Origin of the sequence: Arthrobacter sp. KNU-44, assembly GCF_051843155.1 — a bacterium.
GTDB lineage: Bacteria > Actinomycetota > Actinomycetes > Actinomycetales > Micrococcaceae > Arthrobacter.
Map to the genome: position 1 here is coordinate 846,447 of NZ_JBPXNG010000002.1, position 13,882 is coordinate 860,328.

General features: G+C 64.2%; 13 protein-coding genes. All 13 read right to left on the reverse strand.

Annotated elements, in window-relative coordinates; genetic code table 11:
* Positions 1 to 11: 11 nt before the first annotated feature.
* Complete coding sequence (locus ACSVHC_RS04675) at positions 12 to 959, reverse strand: Ppx/GppA phosphatase family protein (RefSeq protein WP_437772872.1); 948 nt, start codon at positions 957 to 959, stop codon at positions 12 to 14.
* Entirely contained in the window at positions 956 to 1,672 is a 717-nt protein-coding gene (locus tag ACSVHC_RS04680) for a DUF501 domain-containing protein (RefSeq protein WP_437772871.1), read from the reverse strand. The genes ACSVHC_RS04675 and ACSVHC_RS04680 overlap by 4 nt, the downstream gene beginning before the upstream one ends.
* A 56-nt stretch (positions 1,673 to 1,728) precedes the next feature.
* Complete coding sequence (locus ACSVHC_RS04685; protein WP_437772870.1) at positions 1,729 to 2,466, reverse strand: FtsB family cell division protein; 738 nt, start codon at positions 2,464 to 2,466, stop codon at positions 1,729 to 1,731.
* A gap of 157 nt (positions 2,467 to 2,623) precedes the next feature.
* Positions 2,624 to 3,904, reverse strand: a complete 1,281-nt coding sequence (eno, locus tag ACSVHC_RS04690) for a phosphopyruvate hydratase (protein ID WP_437772869.1) — start codon at positions 3,902 to 3,904, stop codon at positions 2,624 to 2,626.
* Positions 3,905 to 3,997: 93 nt separating this feature from the next.
* Positions 3,998 to 4,636, reverse strand: coding sequence for a MazG nucleotide pyrophosphohydrolase domain-containing protein (locus ACSVHC_RS04695; protein WP_437772868.1), 639 nt, complete (start codon positions 4,634 to 4,636; stop codon positions 3,998 to 4,000).
* A gap of 199 nt (positions 4,637 to 4,835) precedes the next feature.
* Positions 4,836 to 5,990: an adenosine deaminase gene (locus tag ACSVHC_RS04700; protein WP_437772867.1), complete on the reverse strand. Its 1,155-nt coding sequence runs from the start codon at positions 5,988 to 5,990 to the stop codon at positions 4,836 to 4,838.
* A 28-nt stretch (positions 5,991 to 6,018) separates the two neighbouring features.
* Complete coding sequence (locus ACSVHC_RS04705) at positions 6,019 to 6,708, reverse strand: DedA family protein (RefSeq protein ID WP_437773975.1); 690 nt, start codon at positions 6,706 to 6,708, stop codon at positions 6,019 to 6,021.
* A gap of 234 nt (positions 6,709 to 6,942) precedes the next feature.
* Complete coding sequence (locus ACSVHC_RS04710; RefSeq protein WP_439180622.1) at positions 6,943 to 7,593, reverse strand: DedA family protein; 651 nt, start codon at positions 7,591 to 7,593, stop codon at positions 6,943 to 6,945.
* Positions 7,594 to 7,658: 65 nt separating this feature from the next.
* Positions 7,659 to 8,969 carry a thymidine phosphorylase gene (locus tag ACSVHC_RS04715; protein ID WP_437772865.1) on the reverse strand — a complete coding sequence of 437 codons (1,311 nt, stop codon included), beginning with the start codon at positions 8,967 to 8,969 and terminating at the stop codon, positions 7,659 to 7,661.
* Positions 8,966 to 9,376, reverse strand: a complete 411-nt coding sequence (locus ACSVHC_RS04720) for a cytidine deaminase (RefSeq protein ID WP_437772864.1) — start codon at positions 9,374 to 9,376, stop codon at positions 8,966 to 8,968. The genes ACSVHC_RS04715 and ACSVHC_RS04720 overlap by 4 nt, the downstream gene beginning before the upstream one ends.
* 2 nt (positions 9,377 to 9,378) lie before the next feature.
* Positions 9,379 to 10,908, reverse strand: a complete 1,530-nt coding sequence (locus ACSVHC_RS04725) for an ABC transporter permease (RefSeq protein WP_437772863.1) — start codon at positions 10,906 to 10,908, stop codon at positions 9,379 to 9,381.
* Positions 10,905 to 12,278, reverse strand: a complete 1,374-nt coding sequence (locus ACSVHC_RS04730; RefSeq protein ID WP_437772862.1) for an ABC transporter permease — start codon at positions 12,276 to 12,278, stop codon at positions 10,905 to 10,907. Before ACSVHC_RS04730 ends, ACSVHC_RS04725 begins: the two co-directional genes overlap by 4 nt.
* A complete protein-coding gene (locus ACSVHC_RS04735; RefSeq protein ID WP_345450105.1) occupies positions 12,271 to 13,821 on the reverse strand; it encodes an ABC transporter ATP-binding protein in 1,551 nt (516 codons plus the stop codon). Before ACSVHC_RS04735 ends, ACSVHC_RS04730 begins: the two co-directional genes overlap by 8 nt.
* Positions 13,822 to 13,882: the final 61 nt, after the last annotated feature.

Consider the following 13,882-nt stretch of genomic DNA (forward strand, 5'->3'; position numbering starts at 1 on the left):
AATACCCATGCTCAACGGATACTCAGCGCGATACCGTCGAGGATGTCGTGCTCGCTGGAGATGGCAGCAGTGATGGAGCCCTCTCCGAGTTCTGCCAAGCGCTGGAGGATGCGGCGCCATACGAGGGCTCCGGCCCCGATGACGTCAACGCGTCCGGGGTGCATGTAGGGCAGCCGGGCACGTTCCTCGCGGCTCATTTCCAACAAACTTGTGGCCGCGTCGCTGATGGTCACCAGGTCCAGGCTGGCACCGTGGATGAGTGCGGGATCGTACTCGCCCAGGCCCAAAGCATGCGCCGTGATGGTGGTTACGGTGCCGGCAACGCCCACGACGGCGGTGGTCCGGCCCAGCGGGACCGTGCGGGCCACGAGGTCCATGGCTGCGTCGACGTCGGCTTCCGCGGCGGAGATCTGCTCCGGCGTCGGAGGGTCGCTGCGGAGGTGCCGCTCGGTCAGCCGCACGCAGCCGATGTCGACGGATTTGGCGGCAATGACGCCGTCTGCGTCTCCGAGGACGAACTCGGTGCTTCCGCCGCCAAGATCCACTACAAGCACCGGGTCCTTGCCGCGCGAAGGCAGCACACTGCTTGCGCCGGCGAAGGACAGCGAGGCTTCTTCGTCACCCGAGATGACCTCGGGTTCGACGCCCAGCAGTTCCCGGATCCCGTCAACAAAGACGTCCCGGTTACGGGCGTCCCGGCTGGCAGAGGTCGCCACGAAACGGACGCTCCCGGCGCTATGACGGCGGATCAGCTCGGCGTAGTCGGCGGTTGCCGCAAAGGTGCGTTCGAGCGCCTCCGGGGCAAGTTCGCCGGTGGCGTCGACACCTTGTCCGAGGCGCACAACGCGCATCTCGCGGACTACGTCCCGTAACGGAAAGCCTGCGTCCGCGCCGTTCGCATCCGCGATCAGGAGCCGGATCGAATTGGTACCGCAGTCGATGGCAGCTACCCGGTTCATACGTTGGGCTCCCCTGCGGCTGGTTCCCCTGATGGCTCTGATGGGTGGGGGGACTTGGATTTGCGGACCGGGGCGGGACGGCCCACGATGTCCGGCAGGCCCTGCGGTCCGTGGCGGCTGAGGTCCCGGGATGGGGCCTCCCCCGCACTGTCCCACGCGCCGTCGCAATAGCAGCGGTCCGCGGTCCACCATTCGCTGATCGCCCCGATGGCCTCATCGCCAAGCGGATTGACGCCGGGACCGGCGGCCAGGGAATGGCCCACCAGCACGTGCAGGCACTTGACGCGGGTGGGCATGCCACCGGCCGAGACGCCGGCGATTTCTGGAACGTCGCCGGTGCCGGCGCGTCCGGCAATCTCGTCACGTGCCTGGAGATAGGCTTCGTGGGCGCTCCTGTAGGACGCCGCCAAAGGCTCGTCAGCGGTGAGGCGTTCGTTCATCTCATTCATGAGCCCGCCGGCTTCCAGCCGCGACACGGCGGCGGTGATGACGGGGTGCGTCAAGTAGAACGTCGTGGGAAACGGCGTGCCGTTGCTCAAGCGCGGAGCGGTCGCGGCGACCAGCGGGTTGCCGCACACGCAGCGCGCCGGGATTTCGACGACGTCGCGCACCGGCCGTCCGAGCTGACGGCTGAGGATCTCGAGATCGTGTGCTGATGGCTTGCGGGCCTCCTGCGATGCAGGTGCCGAGTTGTCTTCCACTGGCGCTGCCATCCTTCCTGCCCTGTTTGGCCGCGCCCCTCAGGGCGCGACGGCGGCGGGCACCGCGTCTAGTCTGTTGCCGAGCGCCTGATGGATTCCCACAGGCCATCCACCCATGGCAGATTGGACGGGCTTCCGGAGGCTCCCGAGCTGGTGCTTCCGCCCGGTGTCCCGGCGGGAACGTCTCCACCAAACACCCAGTAGCCTGCTTCACCCGGCATAACCATGTTAATGCGATCCCGGGCTTGTTGTTTCACATAGTTGGGGTCCTGCCACCGCGTGATCTGCTTCTGGAGGCTCGCCTGCTCGGCCTGTTTGCTGACAATATCGGCTTCCAAGCTGGAGATTTCCGCCTTTTTCTCCAACCAGATCTTGACTGTGGGCGCGAGCATGATGGTGATCGCGATCATCACCACAGCGAGGGCAAGCATCCGGCCGGAGAACGCCTTCGCGGGCACAGGGCGCGCGCTGTGGTCCTTGTCGGTGTGCGTGGAGCCGGCACCGAACGTTTTGTTGGATGCCTTGCCGACAACCGGGGTGCTTCCCGTTCTGCCCGGAAGCGGACGTCCCGGCTTCGCCGCAGAACCAGCCTTGGATCCGGACTGGGCCTTGCTTTGCGTGCCGTCTTCGTCTTTGACATTGGACGACGTCCTGGACCCGGCGTTAACCGGGTTCTCTCGCTGGGCAGCGCTTGCCTTGCGGGATTCACCGAAGTCGGCACGGATGACATGGCCACCGTCGGCATTTTTTTGGGGCGAGCGGCCGAGGGCATCTGCCCGGGGGACCTTGGGGCGGCGGGTGGCCATGACACTCCTGTAATGCCTGGTGCTTGCCTGGCGGGTTGCTGCGCGTTGCGTGCCTCACGGAGCCTGCGGTTTGCCGAAGTGCTCGCACATTTCGTTAAACAGAACCGGTGGCTATGGTCTTTCCACCATAGCCACCGGTCAGCTGTTTCAGCGGATACTAGCCCTTGAAACGCGGGAAAGCGCTGCGGCCGGCGTAGCGAGCGGCATCGTCGAGTTCTTCTTCGATGCGCAGCAGCTGGTTGTACTTGGCGACGCGCTCGGAGCGGGCCGGGGCACCGGTCTTGATCTGGCCCGCGTTGGTGGCAACGGCGATGTCAGCAATGGTGGTGTCCTCGGTTTCGCCGGAGCGGTGCGAGGTGATGGTGGTGTAACCGGAGCGCTGGGCCAGGGAAACGGCGTCCAGGGTTTCGGTCAGGGAACCGATCTGGTTGACCTTGACGAGCAGGGAGTTTGCCGTGGCAGAGTCGATGCCCTGCTGCAGGCGGATCGGGTTGGTGACGAAGAGGTCGTCGCCAACCAGCTGGACCTTGTCACCGATGGTGTCGGTGAGGGTCTTCCAGCCTTCCCAGTCGTTTTCGTCCAGCGGGTCCTCGATGGAGACCAGCGGGTAGTCGGCAACGAGTTCGGCGTAGTAGGCGCTCATCTCGGTGGCCGAGAGTGCCTTGCCTTCGAACTGGTAGGCGCCGTCCTTGTAGAACTCGGAGGAGGCGACGTCGAGCGCAAGTGCGATGTCCTTGCCCGGGGTGTAGCCGGCGTTCCTGATGGCTTCCTGGATCAGGTCCAGTGCGGCGCGGTTGGACGGCAGGTTCGGCGCGAAGCCGCCTTCGTCGCCGAGGCCGGTGGAGAGGCCCTTGGCCTGCAGGACCGACTTGAGGTTGTGGTAGACCTCAACGCCCCAGCGCAGGCCTTCGGAGAAGGTCTCCGCGCCGATCGGGGCGATCATGAATTCCTGGATGTCGACGTCGGAGTCGGCGTGGGAACCACCATTGAGGATGTTCATCAGCGGGACGGGCAGGACGTGGGCGTTCGGGCCGCCCAGGTACTTGTACAGGGGAAGGTCCGCGGAGGCGGCGGCGGCGTTGGCCACTGCGAGGGAAACGCCGAGGATGGCGTTCGCGCCGAGCTTGCCTTTGTTCGGGGTGCCGTCGAGGTCGATCATGGCCTGGTCGATGCTGCGCTGGTCCGTGGCGTCGAAGCCGATCAGGGCCGGGGCGATTTCGTCGATGACCGCGTCAACGGCCTTCTGGACGCCCTTGCCGAGGTAACGGCCCTTGTCACCGTCGCGCAGTTCAACGGCTTCGTGCTCGCCGGTGGAAGCACCGGAGGGAACTGCCGCGCGGCCGATCTGGCCATCGGAAAGCAGAACTTCAACTTCTACTGTCGGGTTTCCGCGGGAATCAAGGATCTCGCGGGCGTGGATGGCATCGATAAGCGCCATGGACTGCTCCTTATGGTGAAGCGATTTACTGGGAATCTTGAGGGAAATTCTCGACGTCCTCGTCGCCACTAGCCTAGTCGAGACCGGCCAAGGTTACGGAACAGCGTCGGAACCCTCACGTTTTGTGGCTTCGCCGTCGCGGCCCTGGTACCGGCGGACGGCGCCGCGCAAGGCCCGTTCGGCGTCGAAGCCCTTCTCCCTTGAGCCCGCGACGACGGCGAGCAGCAAGTCTCCGAGCGCAGCTTCGGAGTCGGGAACCTCAACCGCCGCCACGTGACGGCCGTCCCGTTCCGGGCCGCCTGCGCGCTCTGACCGCTCGGCACGGTCAAGCGACTTTTGCGCCAGGGCGAGGGCAGGAAGGTGAGGCGGTATTCCTTCGAATGGATCCGAGCGCCCGGGCTTTTCGGCCTTCTTCACGGCGTCCCACTTTTCGACGATCTCCTCCACGGTGGCCGGGAAGGATTCCTGCAAGGACCCGTCCGGCTTGAAGACGTGCGGGTTGCGCCGCACCATCTTCTCCGTGATGGCGCGCGCGACGTCGTCGAACGTGAACTGTCCTTGCTCCTCGGCGAGCCGGGCGTGCAGCACCACTTGGAGCAGCACGTCGCCCAGCTCGCCCCGGAGTTCGTCGGCAGTATCGGAACCGGACGCGCCGGCTTCGATCGAGTCGACCACTTCGTACGCTTCCTCGATCAGGTACTCGACGAGGGACTCATGGGTCAGCGCCCCCATCCACGGACAGTGCTCGCGCAAAGAGGCAATTTTCCCCAGCAGCTCCCCAACCTCGCAAGCTCGGCCGGGGACCCCTGCTGCCGTGGGCCCATCAAGCAGCTCCCCAACCTCGCAAGCTCGGCCGGGGACCCCTGCTGCCGTGGGCCCAACGAGCACGTCTGCGGGCCGTTCAGGAGAACCGACGCCTGCAGGAGTCTGCTCAGCCAAGGTTGGCGTAGGCGTCGTTGATGTACTCCACCAACGCCTCTTTTTCATCCAGCGGCAGGAACGACGACTCGGCCGCGTTGAGCGTCAGTTCGAGAAGGTCGTCCAGATCGTAATCGAAGGTCTCCACGAGAAGCTCGAACTCGTCCGTGAGCGTCACGCCGCTCATGAGCCGGTTGTCGGTGTTGATGGTGACGTTGAAGCCCAGCTGGTAGAGCATGTCCAGCGGGTGGTTCTCGATGCCTTCGCCGAAGTTCGCGATTGCGCCGGTCTGCAGGTTGGACGAGGGGCAGATTTCCAGGGCGATTCCGCGGTCGCGGACCCAGCCGGCCACTTCACCCAAGGTGACCATGCCGACGGTGTCCTCGGCGTCGTCGTCGGCCTCTTCGCCCTCGGCGTCTTCGAACTCAACGGTGATGTCCTCGGCGATACGCACGCCGTGGCCCAAGCGCAAGGCGCGGCCGTCCACAAGGGCGGACTGGATGCTTTCCAGGCCCGCGGCTTCGCCGGCGTGCACGGTAGCCGGGAAGTTGTGCTCGGCCAGGTAGGTGAAAGCGTCCTTGAATCGGGAAGGCAGGAAACCGTCTTCGGCTCCGGCGATGTCGAAGCCGACAGCTCCGTCGTAACGGTGGCGCACGGCGAGCTCGGCAATTTCCTGGCCGCGGTCCGCGTGGCGCATCGCCGTGATGAGCTGGCCGACCTGGATTTGGCGCCCGGATTCCTCAACGGCGTCCACTCCGGCGTCGAGCCCTTCCTGGACGGCGTCCACAACCTCGTCCAGGGTGAGGCCCTTCTGCAGGTGCTGTTCGGGTGCCCAGCGGATCTCGCCGTACACGACGCCGTCGTCGGCCAAGTCCTCGACGAATTCCTTGGCGACGCGCGCCAGGCCTTCCTTGGTCTGCATGACAGCAATCGTGTGATCAAAGGTTTCGAGGTAGCGGACCAAAGAACCGGAGTCGGCGGACTCCCGGAACCACTGGCCCAGGGCTACGGGATCGGTGGAAGGCAAGGTATGGCCGACGGCCTCCGCCAGCTCGATGATGGTGGCCGGGCGCAGTCCCCCGTCCAAGTGGTCGTGAAGGGAAACTTTCGGCAGGCTCTTCAGGTCGAAGTCAAGGGCAGGGGCGGCATCAACAATAGGCTCAGTCACGTCTCAACTCTAGGGGGACGGAAGAAGCTTAGCCAGCAGGGTTTGAGCGGTCGACACCGGACGCCGCGTTAACCGCGGTACCCGCGTCTGCTGCGGCTGTTTCCGGGGAAGCGGCTTCCTTCTTCTCGCCGTCCTTCTTTTCGAGGTGCTTGTGCCACCAACGCAAGGTGTGGTCCACGATGACGCCGAGTACCACGGCGAATGCCACGGCAATCCCCACGCCGAGGAGCGGGTTGTTGTGCACCCAGTGGCCAGCCAGCGATCCAATGCCGATCGAGTAACCTACCCAAGTGAAGCAGGCGAAGGCATCCAGGAAGAAGAAGGTCTTGTGGCGGAAGCCAGTCTGTCCGGCGACGTAGTTGACCGCCACCCGGCCCCACGGTATGTATCGGGCCGTGAAGATGAGCACGGCGCCGCGCTTGTCCAGCTCATAGTGCGCCCAAGCGAACATCTTTTGGACCTTCGGCTTGCGCATCCATTTCCAGCGGTCCAGGCCGATCTTGCGGCCCAGCATGTAGGCCATGTTGTCGCCGGCCATGGCCCCGACAAGCGCAGTAGCGCCGAGGAGCCACAGGTTGGGCTCACCCCGGTGCATCGCAAGGGCCGAAAGCCCGACGATCGCGGTCTCACTGGGAAGGATCGTGGCAAAGCCGTCGATGAAAAAGAAAACCAGGAGCACCGGGTAGATCCACGGTTGCCCGGCGGCATGCTCGAGCATGTGGTTCATGAATTCCACGCAGGCATTGCTCCTCAAGGAAAGTCACACGGTCGCGTGACATAGATCGCTATCCAGTGTCCCACGGCCCGGGCGTCGTTCGCTACGCCCCGGCCGGGGTAGAACACACTTTAAGGCTAGCTCGAAAGTCGAAGTGGAAGCATCCACCCGTGGAGGGATCTTCCGGTGCCAAGGGCTCATACCAAGGGAGGAGACGGCTCCCCTTGGCTACGCCTGCTACACGACGGATTCCTCTTCGGGCTCCCCGGTTTCTTCGCCCTCTTCGGTGGAAGGCGTGGCCCCGCGGACTTTGCTGATGATCCGGTCCACGATGATTCCCAGGATGACGGCCGCGCCGATCGCGATGACCGCTCCGAGCAGGTGGTTGTGCTCGAACCATTGGCCGAAGAACACGCCGATGGCGACCGAATAGCTGGCCCACAGAACGGCGGACATGGCCGTGAGCGCCACAAACATGCCGTGCGGGAAGTGGGTTGCTCCGGCTGTGAGGTTGACCGCCACACGGCCGATGGGGATGAACCGGGCAACCATGATCAGCGACGCGGCCCGGCGTCGAAGTTCCCTCCCGGCCCAGCGGAAGGCACCCTGCATCCTTTGGGAACGCATCCACCGCCATCGGCGAACACCTACTTTGCGGCCGATCAAGTAGGCGATGTTGTCGCCAGTGAAAGCCCCAAGGGCACCCACCAGGATCAACAGCCACGTGTTGGGCGTCCCGGCGGTCACGGAGACTGCCGCGAGTCCCACTACCATCGACTCGCTCGGAATGGGCGGGAAGAAACCGTCGATCACGCGGCAGGCGAAAACCAGAAGCAAAACCCAAGGCTGCCCGGCCGCGGCGAGGATGAAGTCGTTGATGGCTTGCACGGTCTTCCTAACGAATGGCCGCAGGGATTGTCTCCCGGGCATCCCGAATTGCCCGGGAGATCAGCCTAGGAGATCCGGTCGATGATGAGCCGTTGCGCCGGCCGTGAGCCTTCCGGCGCAATGAGCACAGCGCCTTCCAAGGCTTCCGTTGCCCTGTCGAACTTTTCCGGGGTGTCGGTCAGTAGGGTCATGAGTGGTTCCCCCGCCCGGACCAAGGCGCCCGGTTTGGCGTGCATGCGCACTCCTGCGCCGGCCTGGACGATGTCTTCCTTCCGGGCACGTCCGGCGCCCAGGCGCCACGCAGCCACGCCCACGGACAAAGCGTCGAGCCCCACGAGGACGCCGTCGGCCGGAGCCTGGATGACCTCGGATTCCTTGGCCACCGGCAGGGCGGCACGCGGATCGCCGCCCTGGGCTTCAATCATGCGGTTCCAGACATCCATCGCGCGGCCGTCCTTGAGGGCGGCCGCGGGGTCGGCGTCGTGCACTCCGGCGCACGCGAGCATCTCTTCGGCGAGCCTGACGGTGAGCTCGACGACGTCTTCCGGGCCGCCGCCCGCAAGCACCTCCATCGATTCCTCCACCTCGATCGCATTACCCGCGGTCAAGCCCAGCGGCGTGCTCATGTTGGTAAGGAGGGCCACCGTGTTGACGCCCGCATCCTTGCCAAGGGCCACCATGGTTTCGGCCAGCTCGCGGGCGCGGGCTTCGTCCTTCATGAACGCCCCCGAGCCCACCTTCACGTCGAGTACAAGGGAGCCTGTGCCTTCGGCGATCTTCTTGCTCATGATGGACGAGGCAATCAGGGGAATGGCTTCCACGGTGCCCGTGACGTCGCGCAGGGCATAGAGCTTCTTGTCCGCCGGAGCCAAACCCGTGCCGGCGGCGCAAATGACAGCGCCCACGTCCTGCAGCTGGGCCAGGATTTCCTCGTTGCTCAGGTTCGCCCGCCACCCGGGAATTGCCTCGAGCTTGTCGAGCGTGCCGCCCGTGTGGCCCAGTCCCCTGCCGGAAAGCTGGGGAACCGCCACCCCGAAGACCGCCACAAGCGGCGCAAGCGGAAGGGTGATTTTGTCCCCGACGCCCCCGGTGGAGTGTTTGTCGGTGGTCGCTTTCACGCCACCGTCGGGCCGCCGAAGGCTCGAGAAGTCCATCCGCTCTCCCGAGGCGATCATCGCCTCGGTCCAGCGTGAGATCTCGGCACGGTCCATCCCGTTGAGCAGGATGGCCATGTTCAGGGCCGCCATTTGCTCGTCGGCAATGACGCCGCGGGTATAGGCGTCGATGGTCCAGTCGATCTGCTCCGGGCTCAGGGTTCCCTTGTCCCGCTTGATGCTGATGATCTGTACGGCGTCGAACGCTTCAGTCTGTGTCACCGGTTCTCCTCCAGGTTGTCGGGACCGAAGGCATCTGGCAGCACTTGGTCCATGGTCTTGATGCCCTGCGTTGTCATGAGTTGCATGCCGGGTGCCCGGAATTCATACAGCAATTGCCTGCACCGGCCACATGGCATGAGGACATTGCCTTTCGCGTCGACGCAATAGAACGCCCGCAATCTGCCGCCGCCACCCATATGGAGGTCCCCCACGAGGGCGCATTCGGCGCACAGGGTGAGTCCATAGCTTGCGTTCTCGACGTTGCATCCGCTGACGATCCGCCCGTCCTCGGTGAGGGCGGCAGCCCCCACCGGGAACTTCGAATACGGAGCGTAGGCCTTCCCCATGGCGGCGACTGCAGCGGCCTCGAGGGCCGCCCAGTCTACGTCGGTATCCGTGAGCGCCATGGTCAGCCCTTGACGTACGGTATGCCGCTTGCCGCCGGCGGCCGGGACCTGCCCACCAATCCAGCGACGGCGAAGACAGTCAAGGCGTAAGGCAGCATGGCCATGAACTGGCTCGGCACGGGCGATCCGATGATGGTGATGACGCTCTGGAGGTTGTCCGCGAAGCCGAACAGCAACGCGGCCAGGAAGGCACCGATCGGGTTCCAGCGCCCGAAGATCAGCGCCGCCAGGGCGATGTACCCGCGGCCACCGGACATGTCCTTGCTGAACGCATCCACGGACACCAGCGTGAAGAACGAGCCGCCGATGCCCGCGATCGCACCGCCCATGAGTACGTTCCAGAATCGGGTCCGGTTGACGTTGATGCCCACGGTGTCGGCTGCCTGCGGGTGCTCGCCGACGGCCCGCACGCGCAGTCCCCATTTCGTGTGGAAGAGGCCAAGGTAAACCACGATCACTGCGATGTACATCAAATAGCCCACTAGGGACTGGTGGAACAGGATGGGGCCGATGATGGGGATATCGGACAGGAAGGGGATGTCCACCGGAGGCAAGCGCCCCGGCTTGTTGAGCCCATCAGGGTCAGCCGTCAGCAGCGTCGAAAAGAGGAAGCTCGTCAGTCCGCTGATGAGGACGTTGAGCACGACGCCGACGATGATCTGGTTGACGAGGTACTTGATGCTGACCACGGCCAGGACCAAGGAAACAAGCGTCCCGGCGACGGCCGCCGCGACCAGCCCGGCGTAGACGTTGTGCGTCACCGTGGCAACAACGGCTGCGGAGAATGCTCCCAGCAGGAGCTGTCCTTCAATGGCAATGTTGACCACGCCGACGCGTTCGCACAGGACGCCGGAAAGGGATCCGAAGACGAGCGGCACGGCCAAGGTGACGGATCCTGCGATCAGTCCGGCGAGGGAGATCGACGGCTCATTGCCATTTCCGCCAGCGACGATCCAGACCATGAACCCGATGAGGAACACTGCGGCAAAGGTGCCGCCCACCCAGCGGGGTGCAGCCCTCTTCGCCTGGGTGAGATACACCGTGTAGCCGGCCAGGCCAAGAAGGATCACCGCAGCGATCCAGCCGATGGCCGCGGAAGGGAGCGTGATCTTGGAAACCTTTGCCACTCCGAGCGCGGCAAGGCCAAGGACCACGACGGCGGCGACGGTGGATGGGGGCAGCCAACCCGGTACCGTGCCTGAACCTGACCCCGTGCCTGAACCGGAGGTGAGGCCTGAACGACGGCGGACGAACCACAGGTATCCGAGACCAACGGAAAGCAGAAGGGCCAGGACGAACGTGACCAAAGCAGCGACACTGGAGGCCGCTTCATTGGCGGCCTCGGCAATGCCGAAGCCTGCCGACTTCGAGTTGGACATGAAGCCGAACAGCACGGTTCCCAGGATTGCGAGCAGGGATAGTCCAATGCCGGCCTTCCAGCTCACCAGCTCGGTGGCACCCGTTTTTCCCGGGCCCGCCGGGGCGTTTCCGGCGGGGGTGCCACCGCCGGGCTGAGTTGTTGTGGTGCTCATGCTGTTGCAGCTCCGCTCTCGATTTTTCCGGAGGGGATGGTTCCGGAGCCGGGGCCGCCAGTGGCCTTCTTCTTTTTCCGCGGGTTCAGCCCGAAGATTGCCCGCACCAGCGGCGGTGCAGCAATGAACAGGACGATCAACGACTGGATGACCAAGACGATGTCGATGGGGGTCTGGGTTTCAGCCTGCATTGCGACGCCTCCCGCACGGAACGCGCCGAACAGGAGCCCGGCGAAGAATGTTCCCCACGGCGTTGAACGACCGAGCAGCGCGACCGTGATGGCATCGAATCCGATGGAAGCAGCGACACCTCCGGAGAGGTATTTCTCCGTTCCGGATACCTGCGCAATGCCGGCCAGGCCTGCAAGCGCACCCGCAATCGCCATCACGAGGATTACGGCGCGGGGAACGTTGATTCCGGCGGTGCGTGCCGCGCTCTGGTTGGCGCCCACGGCCCTGAATTCAAAGCCGAGCGTGGAGCGCTTCAGGAGCCACCAGACGAAGACCGTTGCCAGCACGGCAAGGAGGAAGCCCGCGTGGAGCCTGAACTGGGGGCCGAGCAACTCCGGGAACAGTGCCGACTGGTCCAGGAAGGGCGAGATCGGGTTGGTCGAGCCCTTGCGCTGGAAAGCGGGAGTGGTCAGGAGGAACAGGAGCAGGAAGTTCGCGATGTAGTTCAGCATGATGGTCACGATGACCTCATGCGCACCGGTCCGGGCCTTGAGGAGGCCGACGACGCCGCCCCACACCGCGCCGCCGACAAATCCGGCAACGATGACAAGCAGCAGGTGAACCAGGAAAGGCAAGTGCCAGGTGAAGCCCACGTAGGCGCCGAACAGGGCGCCGAAAATGATCTGCCCCTGCGCACCGATGTTGAACAGGCCCGCACGGAAGGCCAAGGCCACGCCGAGTCCTGCCAGGATCAGGGGCGTGGACACCGTCAGGGTTTCAGTGATCGGGTACAGCTGGGCTGCGGCGTCGGCCCCGGCCCAGTTGAATATCGCGCCCTGGACCAACGCCACGTAGGGCCTGAAGACCTCGGTGAGCATGTCCCCCGGCTGCGCGAAGAAATAGCCTGCCGTTTCGGCAACTTTGGGGTTCGTCACGGCCATCAGGATGCCGCCGAGCACAATGGCGAGCAGCACGGACAACACCGAGACCATGGCGTTTCCGGTCACGATCTGCCGGAAGACCGAACCACCGGCGGCGTGCGGGATCTGTCCGCCTTGGCTGGCAGCCGGAATTACTGACGGGGCCATTGCACCGTCCGCCGTGTCCAGCGCGACATCCAGGACGGCCTCGTCGTCCAATGTTTCCGGGCGCTCCGGCTCGACCTCGTTTTCCTGCCGAGGGGTATTGGACTCAGACATGGGTTCCTCCCTCGAGGGTCTTGTGCGCAGTCAGTTCTGCCTCATGTTCGGGAACGCCGGCCATCATCAAGCCCAGCACATCGCGGGACGTACCGGCGGGAACGATCCCGACCAGCTTTCCCCGGTAGAGAACGGCGATCCTGTCAGCGAGCTCGAGGACTTCATCGAGTTCCGTGGACACGATCATCACCGGAGTTCCGTTGTCCCGTTCCGCAATGACCCTCTTGTGTACGAATTCGATGGAGCCGACATCGAGCCCTCGGGTGGGCTGCGATGCGATGAAGAGCCTCAATGGCCTGGACAGCTCCCGGGCCAGGACCACCTTTTGCTGGTTGCCTCCGGAGAGCGTACCCACAGCGACATCGATCGACGGCGTCCGCACATCGAACTCCTCGACCTTCTTCTCCGCGTGCGAAGCGATCAAGGCCGGTTTCATGCCGATGCCTTGGGCGAAAGGCGCCTTGTCGTAAAGGTCCAGGATCATGTTCTCGGAAATGGAGAACGTTCCCACCAGGCCGTCGATCTTGCGGTCCTCCGGGACGAACCCGACGCCGGCGGACAGGACCTGCTTGACGCTCTTGCCCAGCAGTTCGACGTCGTCGAGGACGATGGACCCGGTGACGTGCTGCTGGACGCCGAGGATGGCTTCCGTGAGCTCCGTCTGGCCGTTGCCTTGGACACCGGCGATGGCAAGCACTTCACCCTTGGCGATGTCGAAGCTCAGCCCGTCCACGACGTGCTGGCCATTGTGGTCCACAACGGTCAGGTCCCGGACCTTGAAGGTCGCCTCACCCGGCTGGGCGGGCTTCTTTTCCAGGGTCAGGCTGACCGCCCGGCCTACCATCGCCGAGGCGAGTTCCGTCGGGGACGCCGAGGGATCGGCCGAGCCGACTACTTTGCCCCGTCGGATCACCGTGATGATGTCCGAAATTTCCTTGACCTCGCGCAATTTGTGCGAAATGAAGACAATTGACTTTCCGGCGGCTTTGAGCTGCCGGATGATGTCCAGAAGCTCATCGGTTTCCTGCGGAGTGAGAACCGCGGTCGGTTCATCGAGAATCAGGACTTCGGCGTCGCGCACGAGTGCCTTGATGATCTCGACGCGTTGCTGCACACCAACGGGCAGGTCTTCCACGAGGGCATCGGGGTCGACGTGGAATCCGTACTGCTTGGAAATCTCGGAGATCCTGCGGCGGGTTTCATCCAGGTTCAGGAAACCGGCCGCCTTGGTGGCTTCGTTTCCCAGCGCGACATTTTCCGCGACGGTGAATACCGGAATCAGCATGAAGTGCTGGTGGACCATTCCGATCCCCGCCGCCATGGCATCGCCCGGCCCCTTGAAAACAACGGGTTTTCCGTCGACCAGGATTTCGCCGTCGCTGGGGTCGTAGAGTCCGTAAAGGACATTCATCAGGGTGGATTTGCCGGCACCATTTTCGCCCAGGAGGCAATGGACTTGGCCGGGTTCAACCACGAGATCGATGTGGTCATTGGCTACGAGGGATCCGAAGCGCTTCGTGATCCCTTTCAGTTCGAGTTTCAAAACTCCAACCCATCTATAAAGGATGGCTCCTCGTCATCACCGTGCTCCCAGCATAGTGCTC

What these genes read in the sequence shown, in the direction of transcription:
- ACSVHC_RS04685 (WP_437772870.1), bottom strand. Translation starts at nt 2,466, where the DNA reads ATGGCCACCCGCCGCCCCAAGGTCCCCCGGGCAGATGCCCTCGGCCGC.
- ACSVHC_RS04720 (WP_437772864.1), bottom strand. Translation starts at nt 9,376, where the DNA reads ATGGCGCTCACGGATACCGACGTAGACTGGGCGGCCCTCGAGGCCGCT.
- ACSVHC_RS04695 (WP_437772868.1), bottom strand. Translation starts at nt 4,636, where the DNA reads ATGGGGGCGCTGACCCATGAGTCCCTCGTCGAGTACCTGATCGAGGAA.
- ACSVHC_RS04725 (WP_437772863.1), bottom strand. Translation starts at nt 10,908, where the DNA reads ATGAGCACCACAACAACTCAGCCCGGCGGTGGCACCCCCGCCGGAAAC.
- eno (WP_437772869.1), bottom strand. Translation starts at nt 3,904, where the DNA reads ATGGCGCTTATCGATGCCATCCACGCCCGCGAGATCCTTGATTCCCGC.
- ACSVHC_RS04675 (WP_437772872.1), bottom strand. Translation starts at nt 959, where the DNA reads ATGAACCGGGTAGCTGCCATCGACTGCGGTACCAATTCGATCCGGCTC.
- ACSVHC_RS04730 (WP_437772862.1), bottom strand. Translation starts at nt 12,278, where the DNA reads ATGTCTGAGTCCAATACCCCTCGGCAGGAAAACGAGGTCGAGCCGGAG.
- ACSVHC_RS04705 (WP_437773975.1), bottom strand. Translation starts at nt 6,708, where the DNA reads ATGCTCGAGCATGCCGCCGGGCAACCGTGGATCTACCCGGTGCTCCTG.
- ACSVHC_RS04680 (WP_437772871.1), bottom strand. Translation starts at nt 1,672, where the DNA reads ATGGCAGCGCCAGTGGAAGACAACTCGGCACCTGCATCGCAGGAGGCC.